Genomic DNA, 22,626 nt, shown 5'->3' on the forward strand with positions numbered 1-22,626 from the left:
GACCCGACGGGTGTGACCCGGTCGCGCGGGAGGCACGGGGGTGCTGCGACAAATCCGGCTTATCGCCTCAATGGCGTAGTGACAAAGGGCCGCCCCGCGCTTTCGCGTGGGGCGGCCCTTTCACGTGTCCGGGATCAGACCGCGGGCTCCGGCTCCTCGGCCGGCTCCGGCTCCGGGTCGACCGGGGTCTTCACCGATTCCAGGAGCAGCTGGGCCACGTCGACGACGGTGACGGACTCCTTGGCCTTGCCCTCGTTCTTCTTGCCGTTCACGGAGTCCGTGAGCATGACGAGGCAGAACGGGCAGGCGGTGGAGACGATGTCCGGGTTGAGGGACAGGGCCTCGTCGACGCGCTCGTTGTTGATGCGCTTGCCGATCCGCTCCTCCATCCACATCCGGGCACCACCGGCGCCGCAGCAGAAGCCGCGCTCCTTGTGGCGGTGCATCTCCTGCTGGCGCAGGCCGGGGACGGCGGACATGATCTCGCGCGGCGGCGTGTAGACCTTGTTGTGCCGGCCCAGGTAGCAGGGGTCGTGGTAGGTGATGAGGCCCTCGACCGGGGTCACCGGGACCAGCTTGCCCTCGTCGATGAGGTGCTGGAGCAGCTGGGTGTGGTGGATGACCTCGTACTCGCCGCCGAGCTGCGGGTACTCGTTGGCGATGGTGTTGAAGCAGTGCGGGCAGGTCGAGACGATCCGCTTCGCCGACTTCGGCTTCTTGGTCGACTCGTCCTCGTCGTCCTCGCCGAACGCCATGTTCAGCATGGCGACGTTCTCCTGGGCGAGCTGCTGGAACAGCGGCTCGTTGCCGAGGCGGCGGGGGGAGTCACCGGTGCACTTCTCGTCGCCGCCCATGATCGCGAACTTGACGCCCGCCATGTGCAGCAGCTCGGCGAAGGCCTTGGTGGTCTTCTTGGCCCGGTCCTCCAGGGCGCCGGCGCAGCCGACCCAGTAGAGGTAGTCGAACTCCGAGAGGTCTTCGACGTCCTTGCCGACGATCGGGACCTCGAAGTCGACCTCCTTGGTCCACTCGACGCGCTGCTTCTTGGCGAGACCCCAGGGGTTGCCCTTCTTCTCCAGGTTCTTGAGCATCGTGCCGGCCTCCGACGGGAAGGCGGACTCGATCATCACCTGGTAGCGGCGCATGTCGACGATGTGGTCGATGTGCTCGATGTCGACCGGGCACTGCTCGACGCAGGCGCCGCAGGTGGTGCAGGACCACAGGACGTCGGGGTCGATGACGCCGTTCTCCTCGGCGGTGCCGATGAGGGGGCGCTCGGCCTCGGCGATCGCCGACGCGGGGACGTCCTTGAGCTGCTCCTCGGTCGCCTTCTCGTTGCCCTCCATGTCCTTGCCGCCGCCCGCGAGCAGGTACGGCGCCTTGGCGTGCGCGTGGTCGCGCAGCGACATGATGAGGAGCTTCGGGGAGAGCGGCTTGCCGGTGTTCCAGGCGGGGCACTGCGACTGGCAGCGGCCGCACTCGGTGCAGGTGGAGAAGTCGAGGATGCCCTTCCAGGAGAACTGCTCGACCTGGGAGACACCGAAGACGGCGTCCTCGGCCGGGTCCTCCCAGTCGATCTCCTTGCCGGCCGTCGTCATCGGCTGGAGCGCGCCGAGGGCGGTGGAGCCGTCGGCGTTGCGCTTGAACCAGATGTTCGGGAAGCCGAGGAAGCGGTGCCAGGCGACGCCCATGTTGGTGTTGAGCGAGACCGTGATCATCCAGGTGAAGGACGTGACGATCTTGAGGCAGGCGAAGAAGTAGGTGAGGTACTGGATCGTGCTCAGGTCCAGGCCGTCGAGGAGCGCGATCAGCGGGTACGAGGCGAAGAAGCCCGGCTCCCAGCTCGTCACGTGGTGCTGGACGCCTTCGAGGGCGCGGAGCGTCATGATGCAGACGCCGACGATCAGGATGACGGCCTCGACGAAGTAGGCCTGGCCGGTCTTGGAACCGGCGAAGCGGGACTTGCGGCCCGCCTTGGTCGGCTTGCTGAGCTGCCGGATCACGATGAGGGTCACGATGCCGAGGACCGTCATCAGGCCGAGGAACTCGGTGAAGATCTCGTACGGCAGCCAGTCGCCGATGATCGGGATCAGCCAGTCGGCCTGGAAGAGCTGGCCGAAGGCGTTGACGATCGTGAGGAGCAGCGAGAAGAAGCCCACCGCCACGAACCAGTGCGCGAAGCCGACGATGCCCCAGCGGTTCATGCGCGTGTGGCCGAGGAATTCCTTGACCAGCGTGATGGTGCGCTGCTTGGGGTCACCGGTGCGCGTGCCGGCGGGTACCGGCTGACCGAGCCGCACGAAGCGGTAGATCTGCACGGTGGCGCGGCCGAACAGCGCGACGGCCACCACCGTGATGGCGATCGACACGATGATCGCGGCGAGTTGCATGACGGGCTCCTCGGGCGGGCCTACTAAGCGGTAACTTATTGAGTTCCTGCTGAGATTACCCGGTCACGGCGCCGCGCTGTAGCGGCGCTCGCGGTGATATGTGTCGCTCAGGCAAACCTTGCCGCGCGACGCCTGCGGACTGCTGGAAGCGTACGCGCAAGGATCAGCAGATCCATCCCCAGCCAGTGGTGGTCCACATAGTGGAGATCGAGCAGTTCGCGCTCCTCCCACGGTAGGTCCGAGCGGCCGCTGATCTGCCACGGTCCGGTCAGTCCCGGACGTACGGAGAGCCGGCGGCGGCCCTCGCCCGTGCACTCGCGGTGGGCCGGGGTCAGCGGACACGGCCCGACCAGCGACATCCGGCCCGCGACGACGTGCAGCAGCAGGGGCAGCGCGGCCAGCGGGCTCCTCGTGCGGAAGGTCAGCATCGTGAACGGCAGGCCCTCCAGGCCGGCCACCGTCCGGCGGCGCAGCACCGCGCCGCTGCCGCTGAGGGTGACGGACAGGGCCGTGCCGGCGATCAGGGGCGCGAGCACCAGGAGCAGAAGGAGACCGCCCGCCACGTCGACCGCGCGCTTCGCCGTCATGCGCTCACACCCTTCGGCGGGAATCCTGGCATATGTCCGGACCCTCTCATGCGAACCGGGTCAAACGGGGGAGCGGCACGCCCTTTGAGTGGCCGGGAGAGTGAAGAGTTGAGTCGCCTCCGCTCAGGTCTGTTGACGGGATACGTTCCCTCGTGCATCCTTGAGTCTGTTCCACTCAAGTCAGTCAGCTGGAGGAATCGAAATGGCACGTGCGGTCGGCATCGACCTGGGCACGACTAACTCCGTCGTCAGCGTTCTGGAAGGCGGCGAGCCCACCGTCATCACCAACGCCGAGGGCGCCAGGACCACGCCGTCCGTCGTCGCCTTCGCGAAGAACGGCGAGGTGCTCGTCGGCGAGGTGGCCAAGCGTCAGGCCGTCACCAACGTCGACAGGACCATCCGGTCGGTCAAGCGCCACATGGGCACCGACTGGAAGATCGAGATCGACGGCAAGAACTTCAACCCGCAGCAGATGAGCGCCTTCATCCTGCAGAAGCTGAAGCGCGACGCCGAGGCGTACCTGGGCGAGAAGGTCGTCGACGCGGTCATCACCGTCCCGGCGTACTTCAACGACTCCGAGCGTCAGGCCACCAAGGAGGCCGGTGAGATCGCGGGCCTCAACGTCCTGCGCATCGTCAACGAGCCGACCGCGGCCGCCCTGGCCTACGGCCTCGACAAGGACGACCAGACGATCCTCGTCTTCGACCTCGGTGGCGGCACCTTCGACGTGTCCCTCCTGGAGATCGGCGACGGCGTCGTCGAGGTGAAGGCCACCAACGGTGACAACCACCTCGGTGGTGACGACTGGGACCAGCGCGTCGTCGACTACCTGGTGACGCAGTTCCAGAACGGTCACGGCGTGGACCTGGCCAAGGACAAGATGGCCCTCCAGCGTCTGCGCGAGGCGGCCGAGAAGGCGAAGATCGAGCTGTCCTCCTCCACGGAGACCTCGATCAACCTGCCCTACATCACGGCCTCCGCCGAGGGCCCGCTGCACCTGGACGAGAAGCTCACGCGCGCCCAGTTCCAGCAGCTCACCTCCGACCTGCTCGACCGCTGCAAGGTGCCGTTCCACAACGTCATCAAGGACGCGGGCATCAACCTCTCCGAGATCGACCACGTCGTCCTCGTCGGTGGTTCGACCCGTATGCCGGCCGTCGCCGAGCTCGTCAAGGAGCTGACCGGCGGTCAGGACGCCAACAAGGGCGTCAACCCGGACGAGGTCGTCGCCATCGGCGCCGCGCTCCAGGCCGGTGTCCTCAAGGGTGAGGTCAAGGACGTCCTGCTCCTCGACGTGACCCCGCTGTCCCTCGGTATCGAGACCAAGGGCGGCATCATGACCAAGCTGATCGAGCGCAACACCACGATCCCGACCAAGCGGTCCGAGATCTTCACGACGGCCGAGGACAACCAGCCGTCGGTGCAGATCCAGGTCTACCAGGGCGAGCGCGAGATCGCGGCGTACAACAAGAAGCTCGGCATGTTCGAGCTGACCGGTCTGCCGCCGGCCCCGCGTGGCGTCCCGCAGATCGAGGTCGCCTTCGACATCGACGCCAACGGCATCATGCACGTGACCGCGAAGGACCTGGGCACGGGCAAGGAGCAGAAGATGACCGTCACCGGCGGCTCCTCGCTGCCGAAGGACGAGGTCGACCGGATGCGCCAGGAGGCCGAGCAGTACGCGGACGAGGACCACCGTCGCCGCGAGGCCGCCGAGTCCCGCAACCAGGGTGAGCAGCTCGTCTACCAGACGGAGAAGTTCATCAAGGACAACGAGGACAAGCTCCCCGGTGACGTCAAGGCCGAGGTCGAGGCCGCGCTCGTCGAGCTGAAGGAGAAGCTCAAGGGCGAGGACACCGCCGAGATCCGCACCGCCACCGAGAAGGTCGCGGCCGTCTCGCAGAAGCTCGGCCAGGCGCTGTACGCCGACGCCCAGGGCGCCCAGGCCGCCGGTGACGCCGGCCAGGCCCAGGCGCAGGACGACGACGTCGTCGACGCCGAGATCGTCGACGAGGACAAGCCGAAGGGCGGCCAGGCGTGACCGAGGAGACCCCGGGCTTCGAGGAGAAGCCCGACGTCCCCTCCGGCGCCACACCTGACGACGCCGCCGAGGCCGTCGAGACCTCCGACGAGGACTCGACGGCCCCGGCCGGGGACGCTACGGACGTAGCCCTGCTGGCGCAGCTGGACCAGGCCCGTACCGCGCTCGCCGAGCGCACCGCGGACCTCCAGCGGCTCCAGGCCGAGTACCAGAACTACCGCCGCCGCGTGGAGCGGGACCGGGTCACGGTCAAGGAGATCGCCGTCGCGAGCCTCCTGTCCGAGCTCCTGCCCGTCCTCGACGACGTCGGCCGGGCCCGGGACCACGGTGAGCTCGTGGGCGGCTTCAAGTCGGTGGCCGAATCGCTGGAGACCGTCGTCGCCAAGATGGGTCTGCAGCAGTTCGGCAAGGAGGGCGAGCCCTTCGACCCGACGATCCACGAGGCCCTGATGCACTCGTACGCGCCGGACGTCACCGAGACGACCTGCGTGGCGATCCTGCAGCCGGGGTACCGGATCGGCGAGCGGACCATCCGGCCCGCCCGCGTGGCCGTCGCCGAGCCCCAGCCGGGCGCGGCTCCGGCCAAGGACGAGAAGAAGTTGGCCGACGAGGAGAGCGGTGCCCCCGAAGAGGGGTGACGCAACGATCGTCCGGAAGGAGGGACGTCGATGAGCACGAAGGACTTCGTCGAGAAGGACTACTACAAGGTTCTCGGCGTCCCCAAGGACGCCACCGAGGCCGAGATCAAGAAGGCGTACCGGAAGCTCGCCCGCGAGAACCATCCGGACGCCAACAAGGGTGACGCGAGCGCCGAGGCGCGCTTCAAGGAGATCTCCGAGGCGAACGACATCCTCGGCGACCCCAAGAAGCGCAAGGAGTACGACGACGCCCGCGCCCTCTTCGGGAACGGCGGCTTCAGGGCCGGCGGCCCCGGCGGCGGCTCGTTCAACTTCGACCTGGGCGACCTCTTCGGGGGCGCCCAGGGCGGGGCGGGCGGCTTCGGGGGTGGCGGCGGCGGCATCGGCGACGTCTTCGGCGGCCTGTTCAACCGCGGCGGTGGTGCGGGCACCCGCACCCAGCCGCGGCGCGGCCAGGACATCGAGTCCGAGGTGACGCTCAGCTTCACCGAGGCCATCGAGGGCGCGACCGTCCCGCTGCGGATGTCCAGCCAGCAGCCGTGCACGGCGTGCTCGGGCACCGGCGACAAGAACGGCACGCCCCGGGTGTGCCCGACCTGCGTCGGCACCGGGCAGGTCTCGCGCGGCAGCGGCGGTGGCTTCTCGCTCACCGACCCCTGTGTGGACTGCAAGGGCCGCGGTCTGATCGCCGAGAACCCCTGCGAGGTCTGCAAGGGCAGTGGCCGGGCCAAGTCCTCCCGCACCATGCAGGTCCGCATCCCGGCGGGCGTCAGCGACAACCAGAAGATCCGGCTCCGCGGCAAGGGAGCGCCGGGCGAGCGCGGCGGGCAGAACGGCGACCTCTACGTCGTCGTGCACGTCGACGAGCACCCGGTCTTCGGCCGCAAGGACGACAACCTCACCGTCACGGTGCCGGTCTCCTTCTCGGAGGCGGCGCTCGGCGGCGAGATCAAGGTGCCGACCCTCGGCGGCCCCGCGGTCACGCTCAAACTGCCCGCGGGCACCCCGAACGGCCGGACCATGCGCGCCCGGGGCAAGGGCGCGGTCCGCAAGGACGGCACGCGCGGCGACCTCCTCGTGACGGTCGAGGTCGCGGTGCCGAAGGAGCTGGACGACAAGGCACGTGAGGCCCTGGAGACCTTCCGCGAGGCGACCGCCTCCGAGGACCCGCGGGCCGAGCTGTTCCAGGCCGCGAAGGGAGCTTGAGGAGATGGAAGGTCGTCGCCGTAACCCGTACGAACTGACCGACGAGTCGCCGGTGTACGTCATCTCGGTGGCGGCCCAGCTCTCCGGTCTGCACCCGCAGACCCTCCGCCAGTACGACCGTCTCGGCCTGGTCTCCCCGGACCGCACGGCGGGCCGCGGGCGGCGCTACTCGGCCCGTGACATCGAGCTGCTCCGTCAGGTGCAGCAGCTGTCGCAGGACGAGGGCATCAATCTGGCCGGGATCAAGCGCATCATCGAACTGGAGAACCAGGTCGCGGCGCTCCAGGCCCGGGTGTCCGAGCTGTCGGCGGCGGTCGAGGGCGCGGCGGCGACGCTGCGCCAGCGCGAGGCCCAGGTGCACGCCTCGTACCGCCGGGACCTGGTGCCGTACACCGACGTGCAGCAGGCGAGCGCCCTCGTGGTGTGGCGCCCGAAGCGCGGCGAGTAGCCCTTCACCTCTGTCCGGAAGAGGCCCCCTCCCTGGTGGAGGGGGCCTCTTTCAGCTGTCCCGTTCGAGGATGCCGGACTGGGCGATCAGATAGCCGAGCTGCGCGCGGCTCCCGCTGCCGAGGGCGGCGGCGAGCTTGGCGATGTGGGCCCGGCAGGTCCGCACGTTCATCCCGAGCCGGCGGGCGATGGCCTCGTCGACGTGCCCCTCGACGAGGAGCTTGGCGATGGAGCGCTGGACGCCTCCGATGCCGTCGGTCTTGATGTCGTACGGGATCTCCTCCCGTATCGGCACCGCCAGCTGCCAGAACTGGTCGAAGACGCCGCCGAGGTAGGCGACCAGGCCGGGGTGGCGCAGCTCCAGGGCGACCTGGCGGTCGCTGCGGGCCGGGATGAAGGCGACCTCGCGGTCGACGATGATCAGCCGGTCGATGATCTCTTCGAGGGTGCGGACCTGGACCTCGGGGCCTACGTGCTCCAGATAGGTCAGCGTGAGCTCGGTGTGGCGCGCGGTGTGCTGGTAGAGGGTGCGCATGCTGATGCCGCGCCCGAGGAGCGGGGAGACGCGGTCGAGGGCCTCGGTGAGGGCCTGGGCGGGGCGGCCGCCGCCCGGCTGGACGGTGAGGAGTTCGTGGCGGCAGTCGGCCACGACACGGTCGAGGGTCGAGTTGATGCGGTCGATGCCCTCGAGGACGGTGATGGCGTGTGTGGTGGGTGAGTCGTGGGCGGTGATCGCCATGAACGGCTCGAAAGCGTCCGACAGGGCGACGGTGCGCCGCCGGCGGTCGAGTATCTCCCGTTCGATCGGCTGGAGGAGCTGTGCGAGCGCCGCCGAGGGGGGAACCGGACGCAGCCACTGCGCGTCGTCGGGGTCGGGGTGGAGCAGGGAGAGGTCGAGGAGGCAAGGGGCCTCGACCGCCTCTGACCGGGGTATTCGCCCGGTCCTCAATGCGGCCGCATACAGCTCGGAGCCCGCTTCGCACAGCTCGGCGTGCGAATGCGGGTGACCTGTTTCGTCCGCTTGTTTCCGCATATGTACACCCCCAGGCTCCTGCATCTCAGGAACATGATGCCTGGGTTTGGTGGTGCAGGCGCAGAGAGTAAGCCATCGTCTTACTCGCGGGGGTTGGAAAGAGACGTTGCCTTCAAGTGAGGTTGCTCGGTGATGATGAAGAAGCTCATACGCGCGGCGGCCGGAGTCGCCTTCATCGCGGCCGCCACAGTGGGCGCGGTGGGAGTGGTTCCGGATCCGGGCTGGCACTCGGAGACGGAGCAGGTGCAGGCCGCTCCGCTCGACCCGGGCTGGCACCTCGCCGGCCCCGCGCTCCTCGGTGACCCGGGCTGGAGCGTGGCCCCCGCGCAGGACCCCGGCTGGAACTAGACGGAACATGAATGTTCCCGATGACCCCAGGTTTCGCCGGGAGATGGCTTCGGCCTATCGCTCCGGCTGGCACTTCGTCGATCTCGCCACGGCCATCCCCCACCGTGGTGACTCGCTGAAGGTCACGCTCTTCGGAGAGCCGATCGTCGTCGCCCGCGAGCAGGACGAGGACGTCCGCGCGTACCGCTGTCTGCGCCGCCCCCGAGGCGCTCCACAGCCCATCCGCTGTGCCATCCGGTACGGCATGATCTTCGTCAACCTCGACCAGCGGGACCACCAGCTGATCGAACCCGAGACCATCACCGCCACCCCCCGCAGTGCCTGAGCGATTCCCCCGTCGTTGTAGATCGCTCCGGCACTTCCCCCACACAGCGGCGCCATCGCGGACCTGAAACGCGATGGCGCCGCTGTGCTTTTCCGTCTCCGCGCTCAGGCGCGGCCCATCGCCCGGGTGAGGGCGATCTCGATGACGACCCGGTCCGGGTTCGGGGCCGGCGTGCGGCCGTAGCGCTCGGCGTAGCGGGCGACGGCGTCGGCGACCGTCTCGGCCTCCGTGCGGATGCGGGCGACGCCCTCCAGGGTGGCCCAGCGGCCCTTGTCGACCTGGCAGACCGCGACCCGCGCGCCGTCCGAGCCCGCCGCCAGGACGTTGGCGACCTTGCGACTGTTCTTGTTGGTGATCACGCGCGCGTACCCGCCCTCGGGGTCGTACGTGACGCCGACCGCGACGACGTGCGGTGTGCCGTCCGGTCGCGGGGTGGTCAGGGTGCACATGTGGTACTCGCGCCAGAAGCTCAGGTACGTGTCTGAGGGGTTCCTCGGGTCTGTGGCCATGCCCGGAAACTACCTGTGACGGGACTCCCTCCGATACCTTGAGCGGAATGGACTCAACTTTGTGTACGTTGGAAGGGTCATAGAGAGAGACGACCCGCGACGTTCGAGGAGGAGCACCGCACGTGGACGCCGAACTGACCAACAGGAGCCGGGACGCGATCAACGCGGCGAGCAGCCGCGCCGTGTCCGAGGGGCACGCCGACCTGACCCCCGCCCACCTACTCCTTGCCCTCCTGGCCGGTCAGGACAACGAGAACATCACCGACCTGCTGGCGGCCGTCGGCGCAGACCAGGCCGCCGTCCGCGCCGGTGCGGAGCGGCTGATCGCCGCCCTGCCGAGCGTCACCGGGTCCACGGTCGCGCCCCCGCAGCCCAACCGTGAGTTCCTCGCCGTCATCGCCGACGCCGACAAGCGCGCCAAGGAGCTCGGCGACGACTTCCTCTCGACCGAGCACCTGCTCGCCGCGATCGCCGCCAAGGGCGGCCGGGCCGGTGAGATCCTCGACGCGCAGGGCGCGAGCGCGAAGAAGCTGCTCGACGCGTTCGAGAAGAGCAGGGGAGGACGCCGGGTGACCACACCCGACCCGGAGGGGCAGTACAAGGCGCTGGAGAAGTTCGGCACGGACTTCACCGCCGCCGCGCGCGAGGGCAAGCTGGACCCGGTCATCGGCCGCGACCACGAGATCCGGCGCGTGGTCCAGGTGCTGTCCCGCCGCACCAAGAACAACCCGGTCCTCATCGGTGAGCCCGGCGTCGGCAAGACCGCCGTCGTCGAGGGCCTCGCCCAGCGGATCGTGAAGGGCGACGTCCCCGAGTCCCTGAAGAACAAGCGGCTGGTCTCGCTCGACCTCGGCGCGATGGTCGCCGGCGCGAAGTACCGCGGCGAGTTCGAGGAGCGCCTCAAGACCGTCCTCTCCGAGATCAAGGAGAGCGACGGCCAGATCATCACCTTCATCGACGAGCTGCACACGGTCGTCGGCGCGGGCGCCGGCGGCGACTCCGCCATGGACGCGGGCAACATGCTCAAGCCGATGCTGGCCCGCGGCGAGCTGCGGATGGTCGGCGCGACCACCCTCGACGAGTACCGCGAGCGGATCGAGAAGGACCCCGCCCTGGAGCGCCGCTTCCAGCAGGTCCTGGTCGCCGAGCCGACCGTCGAGGACACCATCGCGATCCTCCGCGGCCTCAAGGGCCGCTACGAGGCCCACCACAAGGTGCAGATCAACGACTCCGCCCTGGTGGCCGCCGCGACGCTCTCCGACCGGTACATCACCTCCCGCTTCCTCCCCGACAAGGCCATCGACCTCGTCGACGAGGCCGCCTCCCGGCTCCGCATGGAGATCGACTCCTCGCCCGTCGAGATCGACGAGCTCCAGCGCTCCGTGGACCGGCTCCGCATGGAGGAGCTGGCCCTGAAGAACGAGACGGACCCGGCGAGCAGGCAGCGCCTGGAGAAGCTGCGGCGCGACCTCGCCGACCGCGAGGAGGAGCTGCGCGGCCTGACCGCCCGCTGGGAGAAGGAGAAGCAGTCCCTCAACCGGGTCGGCGAGCTGAAGGAGCGCCTCGACGAGACCCGCGGCCGTGCCGAGCGCGCCCAGCGCGACGGCGACTTCGACACCGCCTCCAAGCTGCTGTACGGGGAGATCCCGGGCCTGGAGCGGGAGCTGGAGGAGGCCTCCGAGGCCGAGGCCCAGCAGGAGTCGTCGAAGGACACCATGGTCAAGGAGGAGGTCGGCCCCGACGACATCGCGGACGTGGTCGGCTCCTGGACCGGCATCCCCGCCGGCCGCCTCCTGGAGGGCGAGACGCAGAAGCTGCTCCGCATGGAGGACGAGCTCGGCAAGCGGCTGATCGGCCAGTCCGAGGCCGTGCAGGCCGTCTCCGACGCGGTGCGCCGCACCCGCGCCGGGATCGCCGACCCCGACCGGCCCACCGGCTCCTTCCTCTTCCTCGGCCCGACCGGCGTCGGCAAGACGGAGCTGGCGAAGGCGCTCGCGGACTTCCTCTTCGACGACGAGCGGGCCATGATCCGCATCGACATGTCGGAGTACGGCGAGAAGCACTCGGTCGCCCGGCTCGTCGGCGCGCCCCCCGGCTACGTCGGCTACGAGGAGGGCGGCCAGCTCACGGAGGCGGTCCGCCGCCGCCCGTACAGCGTGGTCCTGCTCGACGAGGTGGAGAAGGCGCACCCGGAGGTCTTCGACGTCCTGCTCCAGGTCCTGGACGACGGACGCCTGACCGACGGGCAGGGCCGGACGGTGGACTTCCGCAACACCATCCTGATCCTCACCTCGAACCTGGGCAGCCAGTTCCTGGTGGACCCGCTGACCGCGGAGGACGTCAAGAAGCAGCAGGTCCTGGACGTGGTCCGGGCGAGCTTCAAGCCCGAGTTCCTCAACCGTCTGGACGACCTGGTCGTCTTCTCGGCGCTCGACCGGGCCGAGCTGGGCCGGATCGCCCGGCTCCAGATCGACCGGCTCGCGAAGCGGCTCGCCGAGCGGCGCCTCACCCTGGACGTCACCCCGGCGGCCCTGGAGTGGCTCGCCGAGGAGGGCAACGACCCCGCGTACGGCGCCCGGCCGCTGCGCCGCCTGATCCAGACGGCGATCGGCGACCGGCTCGCCAAGGAGATCCTCGCGGGCGAGGTCGTGGACGGCGACACGGTCCGGGTGGACCGCTTCGAGGACGGCCTGATCGTCGGGGCGGCGCAGTAGCTCAGGTGTCGAAGGCCTCCACACGTACGAGGGCGGTGACCCCGTCCTCGTACGTGACCCGGACGTGCACGTACAGCAGCTCGTCGTACGACACGTCCACGCACCGGTCCTGCGCGCAGGAGAAGGCCGGCTCTCCGGTCGGATAGGTCGCTTCCAGCCACCCGGCGACTTCGGAGCGTGGCATCCGGAACTCGGCCGTGGCCTGGGTGTCCTGCCAGTGGGCCGCCGTGCAGTGGGCGTCCTCGGCGCTCATCGGGAGGCTGCCCCGGGCGAAGGTCATCACCTCGGCGCAGTCGACCTGCTTCGTCTCGCCGATCTCGCTCCAGGCCATCGCGCCCCAGACCACGAAGGCGATCGGGCCGCCGCAGAGCAGGGTCACCACCACCGAGACCCAGACCCAGGTCCACGGCTTCGGCCTCACCGGTTTCGTCCTCTTCCCCGTTTTCTCCCCCATGAGGACCAGATCTTGTCAGCCCGCAGCGGATCGCGGGAGGTGGGACTTGCCACGTACCGCCCGGCATGGGGGAGGATGGCGAGCATCCGTACGAAGGGAAATAACGGTGAGCATCGACCCGTCCTCGATTCCGAATTTCGGGGGCCAGCCCCAGCCTCAGGCCGCAGGACCGGCGGGCCCCGTCGTCCCCGACCAGGACCTCGTCAAGCAGCTCCTCGAGCAGATGGAACTCAAGTACGTCGTCGACGACGAGGGTGACCTCGCGGCGCCGTGGGAGGAGTTCCGCACGTACTTCATGTTCCGCGGCGAGGGCGAGCAGCAGGTCTTCTCGGTGCGGACGTTCTACGACCGTCCGCACGCCGCCGACGACCGCGCCAGGATCCTCGACGCGATCGACGACTGGAACCGCCGCACCCTGTGGCCCAAGGTGTACACGCACCTGCACGAGGAGGAGGACGGCTCCGCCACCCTCCGCCTCATCGGCGAGGCCCAGATGCTGATCGGCACCGGCGTCGCCCTGGAGCACTTCGTGTCCTCCACGGTCAGCTGGGTCCGCGCCTCGATCGAGTTCGACAAGTGGATCGTCGAGCAGTTCGGTCTGGAGTCCCCCGAGGAGAAGGCCGCGGGCGACGAGGAGGCGTAAGCCCCCCCGCGCCCCGTAGCGCCACGAGAGCCCGGCCGGGCCGCGACCGTCAGGATCGCGGCCCGGCCGGGCTCTCTCGCGTCGGTGCCGCCGTGTCCGTCCGGCTCAGGCGCTGAGCGCCTTGAGGCGGGAGACGGCCTCCTCCAGGACCTCGGTCCGCTTGCAGAAGGCGAAGCGGACGAAGGGGGCGCCGGCCTCGCGGTGGTCGTAGAAGACGGCGTTGGGGATGGCGACGACGCCGGCGCGCTCCGGCAGGGAGCGGCAGAAGGCGAAGCCGTCGGTGGCGCCGAGGGGGCGGATGTCGGTGGTGACGAAGTAGGTGCCGGCCGGGCGGTAGACGTCGAAGCCCGCCTGCGCGAGGCCCTCGCTCAGCAGGTCCCGCTTGGCGCCCAGGTCGGCGCGGAGGGTGTCGAAGTAGGCGGCCGGGAGGCGGAGGGCCTCGGCGATCGCGTACTGGAAGGGGCCCGAGGAGACGTACGTGAGGAACTGCTTGGCCGAGCGGACGGCGGAGGTCAGCTCGGGGCTCGCGGTGATCCAGCCGACCTTCCACCCCGTGAAGGAGAACGTCTTGCCGGCCGAGCCGATGGTGACCGTGCGCTCCCGCATGCCGGGCAGGCTCGCGATCGGCAGGTGCTCGGCGCCGTCGAAGACCAGGTGCTCGTAGACCTCGTCCGTGACGACCAGCAGGTCCCGCTCGACCGCCAGCTCGGCGACGGCGGTCAGCTCGGCCCGGGTGAGGACGGTGCCGGTGGGGTTGTGCGGGGTGTTGAGCAGGATCAGCCGGGTCCGGTCGGTGACGGCGGCCCGCAGCTCGTCGAGGTCGAGGACGTAGGCGCCCTCGTGGGGGCGGAGGGTTACGGGAACCCTGGTGCCACCGGCCATCGCGATGCAGGCCGCGTACGAGTCGTAGTACGGCTCCAGGGCGATCACCTCGTCGCCCGGCTCGACCAGGGCGAGCAGGGCCGCCGCGATCGCCTCGGTGGCGCCCGCCGTGACGAGGACCTCGGCGTCGGGGTCGTACGAAAGGCCGTAGCGGTCCCGCTGGTGGTCGGCGATCGCGGACCGCAGCTCGGGGACGCCGGGGCCGGGCGGGTACTGGTTGCCGAGGCCGTCCCGCAGGGCGCGGACCGCCGCCTCCCGGATCTCCTCCGGGCCGTCGGTGTCGGGGAAGCCCTGACCGAGGTTGATCGACCCGGTCCTGGCGGCGAGCGCGGACATCTCGGCGAAGATCGTCGTCCCGAACTCGGCGAGGCGGCTGTTGAGCAGCGGTCGTGTCATGACCGCCATCCTGGGGCCAAGCTCTGGACTTGCTCAAGTGCGCTTTGGCCGGTGTCCGGAGGGGGGATCGCCCTGGCATGGACATCGCATTCTTCATCCTCGGGATCGCGGCCGTGCTCGCGTTCGGGGTGTGGCTCATCGCGAGCGGGATGAGAGGGACGAGCGGGACGAAGCGTGGCGGCGACAGCTGGTGGGCCGGTTCCTCGTCCACCTCCTCGTCCTCATCGACCTCCTCGTCCTCTTCCTCGTCCTCCTCCTGCTCCTCGTCGTCGTTCTCCTGCTCCAGCTCCTCGTGTTCGAGCTCCTCCTGCTCCTCGTCCTCGTGCTCCAGCTCCTCGTGCAGCTGAAGCTCTGGACTCGCTCAAGTCGGCTTTGACGGGGTGTCGGACCGGGCATCCCCCTCGCACAGAAGAACGGGGGTAGTACAGATGGAAATCGTCATCTTCATCGTCTTCGCAGTGGTGGTGATCGGCTTCTTCTCCGGCAGCCGGAAGGGGGGCGGCGGCAAGCGGCGCGGCGGACGCAAGGGCGGGAGCGGCAGCAGCTGGGTCGACGGCGGTGGCAGCGGCGGTGGTTGCGGCGGCGGCAGTTCCTGCGGGTCCGGCTGTGGCGGCGGTGGCTGCGGCGGCGGAAGCTGAGTGAACAAGTGAACTGTTGGGTCCCCGAAGGGGTTGGAAAACACAGCAAGTTGGGTAAAAACGCTGCGAGTCGCCCGGGTCCGTGGTTCTCTCGCTCCTGACAGAGACAGCCCTCGGACCGTGTGTGGACCCGAGCCGGCGATTCCCCATCCCGCAGAACTCTTCTCCGGGGCGCCCCCGGCCCACCCGTCAAACCGTGTTTGCGGAGCCGACCCATGCTCACCACCCTGAAAACCTCGTACACCGATACGCGTGCGGCCGATCTGGCCTGGGCCCTCGGGCGCGAGCCGCTGCCCGCGCTCGCCGTGCTCGATCTCGAACTCTCCGGAGCCAAGCTCCAGTTGAGGCTGCTCGGCGCCTCCCATCAGGTCCTCCTGGAGGAGGAGGGGCGCCACTGCTCGGAGACCGTGGCCTGCATGCCCGGAAGCAGCACCCCGCTCCCGCTCGGCGTCTCCAAGCGCGTCGGCGAATGGGAGTACGAATTCGCGGCGCGCGTCGAGACGCTCTCGCACGGCTCCTTCGCGGGCCGTGCGCAGGAGCTGCTCGCGCTCGTCGCCGACCACCCCAACGGGCTCGCGGGGACCTTCCCCGGTTCCCCGCATGCCTTCACGGCGATGCTGGCGCAGCGTCACGAGGGCCAGGTGCGGTGGCGCACCTGGCACGCCTACCCGCAGGAGGGGCAGTTGGTGGTGACCAGGACCCGTATCGGCGCACGTATGCCCGCAACGCTCTGATGCGCCCTCCCGGAGCTCCATGTGCACTCGTGTGGGTGACAAGGGGTGCGACAGTCGTGACGTAGCGTTACGGACATGATCGAGCCGACCGTGACCATGCCACCCAAGAGGGTGCGCCGGCCGCCTCCGCGGCGGTCCGTGCGGCCGCCGCGCGAGGCGGTGCGGTTCCGGGTCCTCGCGGTCGTCTTCGTCTGCGCCGCCTGCGGCCTGGTCTACGAGCTGGAACTGGTCGCCCTCGCCTCCTACTTGATCGGCGACTCGGTCACCCAGGCCTCCGTCGTGCTCTCCGTGATGGTCTTCGCGATGGGCGTGGGATCACTCCTCGCCAAGCGGCTGCGCTGCCGCGCCGCCGTCGGCTTCGGTCTCGTCGAGGCCGGACTCGCGCTGATCGGCGGCTGCTCGGCGATGGTGCTGTACGCGTCCTTCGCCTGGCTCGGCGAATCGCGGTACGTGGTCGTGGCGTTCTCGCTCGCGATCGGGGTGCTCATCGGCGCCGAGATCCCGCTCCTGATGTCGCTCATACAGCGGGCGGGGCGATCGGGCGGGCCCGGTTCCCCGGCGGACGCCCCGTCGGCGGCCGGCCGGACCGGCCGGCAGACCTCGCTCGGGGAGCAGGACGACGCCGCGGGGACGGTCGCCGACCTCTTCGCCGCCGACTACGTCGGCGCGCTGGTCGGCGGCCTCGCCTTCCCCTTCCTGCTGCTGCCCTGGCTCGGCCAGCTCACCGGCGCCCTCGTCACCGGCGCCGTCAACGCCGTGGCCGGCGGCGGGCTCGTGCTCTGGGTCTTCCGGCGCGACCTCACCCGCCGGTCCCGGGCCCTGCTCCTGGCCGTGAACCTGTGCGTCCTGGGCGTCCTCGCCACCGCGACCGTCCTCGTCGACGACTTCGAGCAGGCCGCGCGCCAGGCCGTGTACGGGGAGCGGGTGCGGGTCGCCGTCCACACCGACCTCCAGGAGATCGTGGTGACCGGGGGCGCCGAGGAACCGCCCGACCTGTTCCTCGACGGACGCCTGAGGGTGGCCGGCCGGGACGAGTACCGCTACCACGAGGCGCTCGTCCACCCCGCGATGAACGGCGCGCACGCCCGCGTGCTGATCGTCGGCGGAGGCGACGGGATGGCCGCCCGCGAGGCCCTGCGCTACGCCGGGGTCCGCTCCGTCACCGTCGTCGAGCTCGACCCGGGGGTCGTCCGCCTCGCCCGTACGGACCCGGCGCTCGCCGCGCTCAACGCGCAGGCCTTCCGCGACCCGCGCGTCCGGGTGGTCCACGCGGACGCCTTCCGCTGGCTCAGGGGCGCCGCCGATCGTCTGCAGGAACGGTACGACGTGGTGATCTCCGACCTGCCCGACCCGGGGATCACCCCCAGCACCAAGCTCTACTCGGAGGAGTTCTACGGCCTGGTGGCCCGGGTGCTCACGGACTCCGGACGGTTCGCCGTGCACGCCGGATCGGTCACCGACCGGCCCCGCACCTACTGGACCGTCGACGCCACCCTGCGCGCCGCCGGCTTCGCGACCCGCCCGTACAGCGCGAGCGGCCGCACCCCCGGCTTCGCCGCCGGACCCGACCGGGCCGACCGCACCAGCGGTACGGAGCGGGGGCCGGGGGACTGGGGCTTCCTCCTGGCCGTGCAGGGCGGCCGGCCGCCCGCCCTCGGCCTCGCCCCCGACGCGCCCCGGCTGCGCTCGCTCCCCGCGGGGACCCTGGAGAGCGCGGCGCGCCGCGCCGAGCGGACCCGTGGTGCCGCACCGCAGCCCTCGACCCTGGTGCACCCCCGGTACGGGGCCTGACCGACAGGACACCCCCGGGGGCAAACAGGCGACGCCGCGCCCCCGCCTGAGTAGGCTCGGCTTCCATGGAGCATGAGGTGTTCGTTCCCGTCCCGGCCGAGGCCCTGCGCGCGACGCTCACGGACCCGGCCCGCGTGGTGCGCTGCGTGCCCGGTCTCCAGCGGGATGCCGACGCGGAGGCGGGCCCCCTCACGGGCCGGCTCAAGGTGCGGGTCGGCGGCAACACCATCACCTACCGGGGCGCCCTGCGGGTCGTCGAGCGGGACGGTGCCATCACCTACGAGGGGGAGGGCACCGAGGCCCGCGGCAAGGGCTCGGCCGAGCTGTCCCTCACCGTCGTCCTCACCCCGGTGGCCGAGGGGACCAGCCTCAGCTTCACCGGCGCCCTCACGGCGGTCGGCCGGCTCGCCGACGCGACCGACGAGGCGCGCTCCACGGCGGGCGCCAAGCTCCTCGACCGGTTCGTGGAGGCCGTGGCCGCGCTGACGGAGAAGCCGGAGGAGGACGAGGCGTCCCTGGAGGAGGCCACCGACGACGACGGGGTCGACGACGGCGTGGAGGAGCCGGCCGGCCGGGGCTCCGTCTTCGACGCACCGGTCCCGCCGTCCTCCCTCGACCCCCTCGTCGACGAGGACTTCGGTGGGGACTTCGGCGAGGGGACGGGCGAGGGCCTGGGCGACGCCCCGATCGACTTCCCCGCCCCGCAGCCCGCCGCCGAGGCCGCCCACGCCCGCCGGACCATGATCGGACGGAGCGCCGAGGAGGTCGACCACGCCCCGCCGCGCGGCCGGTACGCCCCCGTCCCCGCCCCCGAGGCGACGAGCGCCGGTGCGACCCTGCGCTGGATCGCACCGGCCGCGGCCCTCGCGCTCGCCTCGGCCGTCGTCGTCGGCCGGGCACTGCGCCGCCGCCGCTGAAACGGCCCCATCGGGGCTAGGGTCGGGTCGTGAGCATGCAGACGCGACTGACGGCGGGCGACGCCGAGTTGACCATCGACCCCGAACACGGCTGCCGGATCGAGAGCCTGCGCATCGGCGGCACCGAGGTGCTGCGCCAGGGCGAGCGGTACGGAAGCTTCCCGATGGCGCCCTGGTGCGGGCGGACCGGGAACGGTCTCTTCCGCAACGGCGCCACCACGCACCGGCTGCCGGTCAACGCGGCCCCGCACGCCATCCACGGCACCGTCCGCGACCTCGCCTGGAAGACCGCCCGGACCTCGGAGACCGAGGCCGTGTTCACCTGCGAGCTCGGCGACCCCTGGCCGTACAAGGGCAGGGTCACCCAGGTCTTCGAGCTGGCCGGGGACTCCCTCACCCTCCGCTTCGGCGTCGAGACCTACGACGACTCCTTCCCGGCGCAGGCCGGCTGGCACCCCTGGTTCCTGCGCAACCTGGGCCGGGGCGGTCAGGACGTACGGGTCGACTTCACGCCCGCCTGGCAGGAGGAGCGCGGGGACGACCACCTCCCCACCGGCCGCCGCATCGACGTGCTCCCCGGCCCCTGGGACGACTGCTTCGGCATGCCCGGAGGCGTCGACGTCACCCTCACCTGGCCGGAGGAGCTGGAGCTGAAGGTCGCGAGCCGTGCCGAGTGGGTCGTGATCTACGACGAGCCCGAGGAGGCGGTCTGCGTCGAGCCGCAGTCCGGACCGCCGAACGGCCTCAACACCCTCCCGCGCCTGGTCACGCCGATCGACCCCCTGGAGGTCGAGAGCACCTGGAGCTGGCGGCGGCTCTAAGCTCAGGGGCATGACTGACGTACGCGCTGAACTGCTCCAGCAGATCAAGGACAAGGCCGTGGTGCACGGCAAGGTGACCCTCTCCTCGGGTCTGGAAGCCGACTACTACATCGACCTGCGTCGCATCACGCTGGACGGCGAGGCCGCACCCCTGGTCGGTCAGGTCATGCTCGACCTCACGGCCGACCTGGACTTCGACTGCGTCGGCGGCCTCACCCTCGGCGCCGACCCGGTCGCGACCTCGATGCTGCACGCCTCCGCCGCGCGCGGCCAGCGCCTCGACGCCTTCGTCGTCCGCAAGGCGCAGAAGGCGCACGGCATGCAGCGTCGGATCGAGGGCACGGACGTCAAGGGCCGTCGCTGCCTGGTCGTCGAGGACACCTCGACCACCGGCGGCTCGCCGCTGACCGCCGTCGAGGCCGTCCGCGAGGCCGGCGGCGAGGTCGTCGCCGTCGCCACGATCGTGGACCGGGGCGCCGCCGGGGCCATCGCCGACGCGGGTCTCCCGTACCTCACGGGCTACCAGCTCGGCGATCTTGGCCTGGCGTAACCGCCGCGAAGTCGTGACTTAGGTCCTGGACCCCGGTCAGAGCGGTCCTGACCTGCGTTTTTACCCAAGGGCGGGGTGTTTCACGTGAAACACCCCGCCCTTCGGCATGCCGTGCCCGTGGGAGCCCGCACAAGAGTCTGGAAAGATGGGCCGCGACGATGACGTCGCCCCTAGGTCAGGGACAGCAACGCACACACCCCGCACATCACAAGGAGCGGACGAATGCCCATCGCAACCCCCGAGGTCTACAACGAGATGCTCGACCGGGCGAAGGCAGGCAAGTTCGCCTACCCGGCCATCAACGTGACCTCGTCCCAGACCCTGCACGCTGCTCTGCGCGGCTTCGCGGAGGCCGAGAGCGACGGCATCATCCAGATCTCGACCGGCGGTGCCGAGTTCCTGGGCGGTCAGTACAGCAAGGACATGGTCACGGGCGCCGTTGCCCTGGCCGAGTTCGCGCACATCGTCGCCGCGAAGTACGACATCACGGTCGCGCTGCACACCGACCACTGCCCGAAGGACAAGCTGGACGGCTACGTCCGTCCGCTGCTCGACATCTCCGCCGAGCGTGTCGCCCGTGGCGAGAACCCGCTGTTCCAGTCGCACATGTGGGACGGCTCCGCCGAGACCCTCGCCGACAACCTGGCCATCGGCCAGGAGCTGCTCGCGAAGGCCGCCGCCGCCAAGATCATTCTTGAGGTCGAGATCACCCCGACCGGCGGCGAGGAGGACGGCGTCAGCCACGAGATCAACGACGAGCTGTACACCACCGTCGACGACGCCATCCGCACCGCCGAGGCCCTCGGCCTGGGCGAGAAGGGCCGCTACCTGCTCGCCGCGTCCTTCGGCAACGTGCACGGCGTCTACAAGCCGGGCAACGTCGTGCTCCGCCCCGAGCTCCTCAAGGACCTCCAGGCGGGCGTCGCCGCCAAGTTCGGCAAGGCCGACCCGTTCGACTTCGTCTTCCACGGCGGATCGGGCTCGACGGCCGAGGAGATCGCCACCGCGCTCGAGAACGGCGTCGTGAAGATGAACCTCGACACCGACACCCAGTACGCCTTCACCCGCCCGGTCGTGGACCACATGTTCCGCAACTACGACGGTGTCCTGAAGGTCGACGGCGAGGTCGGCAAGAAGTCCACCTACGACCCGCGCACCTGGGGCAAGCTGGCCGAGGCCGGCATGGCCGTCCGCGTGACCGAGGCGTGCGCCGCGCTGCGCTCGACCGGCACGAAGCTGAAGTAAGCGTGTGAACGACGGGCCCGGTACCTCCTGAGGTGCCGGGCCCTCGTGCGTCCGACGGGAAGGGCCTGATGTACGACTTCGACCGGGAGATAGACCGGCACGGGACCTGGTCGGTCCAGTGGGACGGCGTGGCGGACCGCTTCGGCGTCTCCGACCTGCTGCCCTTCACCATCTCCGACATGGACTTCGCCTCCCCGCCGGAGGTCCTCGCGGCCCTGCGCGAGCGCGTCGACCACGGGGTCTTCGGCTACACGGACTGGCGGCTCGGCGAGTTCCGGGAGGCGATCCGCCACTGGTACGCCAGCCGGTACGGCGCCGAGATCGACCCCGGCACCCTCGTGTACGCGCCGTCCGTGCTCTCCCAGCTCTCGCAGCTGCTCCAGATGTGGACCGCCCCCGGCGACGGCGTGGTCGTCCACACCCCCACGTACGACGGCTTCCGCAAGGCCGTCACCGGGCTCGGGCGCGAGCTGCGGGGCGTCCCGGTCGGTGACCTGGAGGCCCTGGAGCGGGAGCTGGCCCGGCCGGACAGCCGGATGCTGCTGCTCTGCTCCCCGCACAACCCGACCGGCCGGGTGTGGACGGAGGAGGAGCTCAGGGTCTTCGCCGAGCTGGCCGAGCGGCACGGCGCGGCCGTCGTCAGCGACGAGATCCACGCCGACCTGACGACCGACGGCCACCGGCACATCCCCTGGACGCGGATCGCCGAGCCGGGACGGGGCCGCCGCTGGGCCCTGGTCACCTCCGGCACGAAGGCCTTCAACTTCCCGGCGCTCTCCGGCTCGTACGGCATGATCGGCGACCCCGACGAGCGCCAGGCCTTCATCCGGCGCATGGAGACCGGCGAGGGGCTCGCCTCGCCCGCGGTCCTCTCCCTGACCGCCCACATCGCCGCGTACCGGCACGGCGCGGCCTGGCTGGACGAGCTGCGCGCCTATGTGGCGGGGACGATGGGCCTGCTCCGCGAGCGGCTGGCGGGTCTGCCGGGCGTGGACTGGACGCCCCCGCAGGCCGGCTATCTGGCCTGGATCGACCTGCGGCCGCTCGGGATCGAGGAGAGCCGGCTCCAGGAGGAGCTGGTGACGGTGGAGAAGGTCGCGATCATGCCGGGCGGGGTGTACGGCACGCCCGGCTTCGTCCGGCTGAACGTCGGGTGCCCCCGGAGCAAGGCCGAGCGGGGCGCGGACGCGCTGGTCAGGGCGGCGGAGCGGCTGCGCCGCGGCTGACGGGATACCGGGAGGCGGGGTGTCGGCGGCGTGATCTAGTCTGCGCTGACCGAGCCCCGATGTCCGTGGGCCGGAGACCATGTTTTTCTGG

The 22,626-nt window shown here is 70.4% G+C and carries 23 protein-coding genes; 17 read left to right on the plus strand and 6 right to left on the minus strand.

Features of this window, described 5'->3' with window-relative positions:
* Positions 1–134 precede the first annotated feature (134 nt).
* Together IE237_RS18610 and IE237_RS18615 are read right to left on the minus strand one after the other, a co-directional pair.
* A complete protein-coding gene (locus IE237_RS18610; RefSeq protein ID WP_189803130.1) occupies positions 135–2,390 on the minus strand; it encodes a (Fe-S)-binding protein in 2,256 nt (751 codons plus the stop codon).
* Between the two features lie 107 nt (positions 2,391–2,497).
* Positions 2,498–2,977 (minus strand): sugar transferase, encoded by a 480-nt coding sequence (locus tag IE237_RS18615; RefSeq protein ID WP_189803131.1) that lies wholly within the window; start codon positions 2,975–2,977, stop codon positions 2,498–2,500.
* Between the two features lie 202 nt (positions 2,978–3,179).
* On the opposite strand from IE237_RS18615, the gene dnaK reads away from it, so the two are divergent.
* Genes dnaK through IE237_RS18635 form a run of 4 tightly spaced genes read left to right on the plus strand, consistent with a single transcriptional unit; the run spans position 3,180 to position 7,310 of the window.
* On the plus strand, positions 3,180–5,018 hold the full coding sequence (dnaK, locus tag IE237_RS18620) for a molecular chaperone DnaK (RefSeq protein ID WP_189803132.1): 1,839 nt from the start codon (positions 3,180–3,182) through the stop codon (positions 5,016–5,018).
* The gene (gene grpE, locus IE237_RS18625) at positions 5,015–5,656 is read left to right on the plus strand and encodes a nucleotide exchange factor GrpE (RefSeq protein WP_189803133.1); all 642 of its coding nucleotides are present in this window, start codon (positions 5,015–5,017) and stop codon (positions 5,654–5,656) included. The genes dnaK and grpE overlap by 4 nt, the downstream gene beginning before the upstream one ends.
* A gap of 30 nt (positions 5,657–5,686) precedes the next feature.
* On the plus strand, positions 5,687–6,862 hold the full coding sequence (dnaJ, locus tag IE237_RS18630) for a molecular chaperone DnaJ (RefSeq protein WP_189803134.1): 1,176 nt from the start codon (positions 5,687–5,689) through the stop codon (positions 6,860–6,862).
* A 4-nt stretch (positions 6,863–6,866) separates the two neighbouring features.
* Positions 6,867–7,310 (plus strand): heat shock protein transcriptional repressor HspR, encoded by a 444-nt coding sequence (locus IE237_RS18635; protein ID WP_189803135.1) that lies wholly within the window; start codon positions 6,867–6,869, stop codon positions 7,308–7,310.
* 51 nt (positions 7,311–7,361) lie between these two features.
* Here the strand turns inward: IE237_RS18635 and IE237_RS18640 are convergent, their stop codons facing one another.
* Entirely contained in the window at positions 7,362–8,342 is a 981-nt protein-coding gene (locus IE237_RS18640) for a helix-turn-helix transcriptional regulator (protein ID WP_189803136.1), read from the minus strand.
* A 132-nt stretch (positions 8,343–8,474) separates the two neighbouring features.
* Here IE237_RS18640 and IE237_RS18645 point away from each other — a divergent pair, with 132 nt between their 5' ends.
* Both IE237_RS18645 and IE237_RS18650 read left to right on the plus strand, forming a co-directional pair.
* Positions 8,475–8,690 carry a hypothetical protein gene (locus tag IE237_RS18645; RefSeq protein ID WP_189803137.1) on the plus strand — a complete coding sequence of 72 codons (216 nt, stop codon included), beginning with the start codon at positions 8,475–8,477 and terminating at the stop codon, positions 8,688–8,690.
* Positions 8,691–8,697: 7 nt separating this feature from the next.
* A complete protein-coding gene (locus IE237_RS18650) occupies positions 8,698–9,015 on the plus strand; it encodes a Rieske (2Fe-2S) protein (RefSeq protein ID WP_053649837.1) in 318 nt (105 codons plus the stop codon).
* A 104-nt stretch (positions 9,016–9,119) separates the two neighbouring features.
* Here the strand turns inward: IE237_RS18650 and IE237_RS18655 are convergent, their stop codons facing one another.
* A complete protein-coding gene (locus tag IE237_RS18655; RefSeq protein ID WP_189803138.1) occupies positions 9,120–9,524 on the minus strand; it encodes a pyridoxamine 5'-phosphate oxidase family protein in 405 nt (134 codons plus the stop codon).
* A gap of 122 nt (positions 9,525–9,646) precedes the next feature.
* On the opposite strand from IE237_RS18655, the gene clpB reads away from it, so the two are divergent.
* Entirely contained in the window at positions 9,647–12,238 is a 2,592-nt protein-coding gene (gene clpB, locus IE237_RS18660) for an ATP-dependent chaperone ClpB (protein ID WP_189803139.1), read from the plus strand.
* A 1-nt stretch (position 12,239) separates the two neighbouring features.
* Here the strand turns inward: clpB and IE237_RS18665 are convergent, their stop codons facing one another.
* Positions 12,240–12,659, minus strand: a complete 420-nt coding sequence (locus IE237_RS18665) for a hypothetical protein (protein WP_189803140.1) — start codon at positions 12,657–12,659, stop codon at positions 12,240–12,242.
* A gap of 139 nt (positions 12,660–12,798) precedes the next feature.
* Between IE237_RS18665 and IE237_RS18670 the strand changes: the two genes are divergently transcribed.
* Positions 12,799–13,335, plus strand: a complete 537-nt coding sequence (locus IE237_RS18670) for a YbjN domain-containing protein (protein ID WP_041129979.1) — start codon at positions 12,799–12,801, stop codon at positions 13,333–13,335.
* Positions 13,336–13,440: 105 nt separating this feature from the next.
* Here IE237_RS18670 and IE237_RS18675 read toward each other — a convergent pair whose 3' ends face one another.
* Positions 13,441–14,622 (minus strand): pyridoxal phosphate-dependent aminotransferase, encoded by a 1,182-nt coding sequence (locus IE237_RS18675; RefSeq protein WP_189803141.1) that lies wholly within the window; start codon positions 14,620–14,622, stop codon positions 13,441–13,443.
* 121 nt (positions 14,623–14,743) lie between these two features.
* Here IE237_RS18675 and IE237_RS18680 point away from each other — a divergent pair, with 121 nt between their 5' ends.
* The 9 genes from IE237_RS18680 to IE237_RS18720 all read left to right on the plus strand — a co-directional run bounded on the left by IE237_RS18680 (position 14,744) and on the right by IE237_RS18720 (position 22,535).
* Complete coding sequence (locus tag IE237_RS18680; protein ID WP_189803142.1) at positions 14,744–14,989, plus strand: hypothetical protein; 246 nt, start codon at positions 14,744–14,746, stop codon at positions 14,987–14,989.
* 52 nt (positions 14,990–15,041) lie between these two features.
* The gene (locus IE237_RS18685; protein WP_189803143.1) at positions 15,042–15,251 is read left to right on the plus strand and encodes a hypothetical protein; all 210 of its coding nucleotides are present in this window, start codon (positions 15,042–15,044) and stop codon (positions 15,249–15,251) included.
* Between the two features lie 215 nt (positions 15,252–15,466).
* Complete coding sequence (locus IE237_RS18690) at positions 15,467–15,985, plus strand: DUF2617 family protein (protein WP_189803144.1); 519 nt, start codon at positions 15,467–15,469, stop codon at positions 15,983–15,985.
* 75 nt (positions 15,986–16,060) lie between these two features.
* The gene (locus IE237_RS18695; protein WP_229842755.1) at positions 16,061–17,776 is read left to right on the plus strand and encodes a polyamine aminopropyltransferase; all 1,716 of its coding nucleotides are present in this window, start codon (positions 16,061–16,063) and stop codon (positions 17,774–17,776) included.
* A gap of 65 nt (positions 17,777–17,841) precedes the next feature.
* Positions 17,842–18,693, plus strand: coding sequence for an SRPBCC family protein (locus IE237_RS18700; protein ID WP_189803145.1), 852 nt, complete (start codon positions 17,842–17,844; stop codon positions 18,691–18,693).
* A gap of 35 nt (positions 18,694–18,728) precedes the next feature.
* On the plus strand, positions 18,729–19,514 hold the full coding sequence (locus tag IE237_RS18705) for an aldose epimerase family protein (protein WP_189803353.1): 786 nt from the start codon (positions 18,729–18,731) through the stop codon (positions 19,512–19,514).
* Between the two features lie 10 nt (positions 19,515–19,524).
* Complete coding sequence (pyrE, locus tag IE237_RS18710) at positions 19,525–20,064, plus strand: orotate phosphoribosyltransferase (RefSeq protein ID WP_189803146.1); 540 nt, start codon at positions 19,525–19,527, stop codon at positions 20,062–20,064.
* 222 nt (positions 20,065–20,286) lie between these two features.
* Positions 20,287–21,309 (plus strand): class II fructose-bisphosphate aldolase, encoded by a 1,023-nt coding sequence (gene fbaA / locus IE237_RS18715; protein WP_189803147.1) that lies wholly within the window; start codon positions 20,287–20,289, stop codon positions 21,307–21,309.
* 68 nt (positions 21,310–21,377) lie between these two features.
* A complete protein-coding gene (locus tag IE237_RS18720) occupies positions 21,378–22,535 on the plus strand; it encodes a MalY/PatB family protein (protein ID WP_189803148.1) in 1,158 nt (385 codons plus the stop codon).
* The last annotated feature ends 91 nt before the right edge of the window (positions 22,536–22,626 follow it).

Source organism: Streptomyces tanashiensis (genome assembly GCF_014648895.1).
Taxonomy (GTDB): domain Bacteria; phylum Actinomycetota; class Actinomycetes; order Streptomycetales; family Streptomycetaceae; genus Streptomyces; species Streptomyces tanashiensis.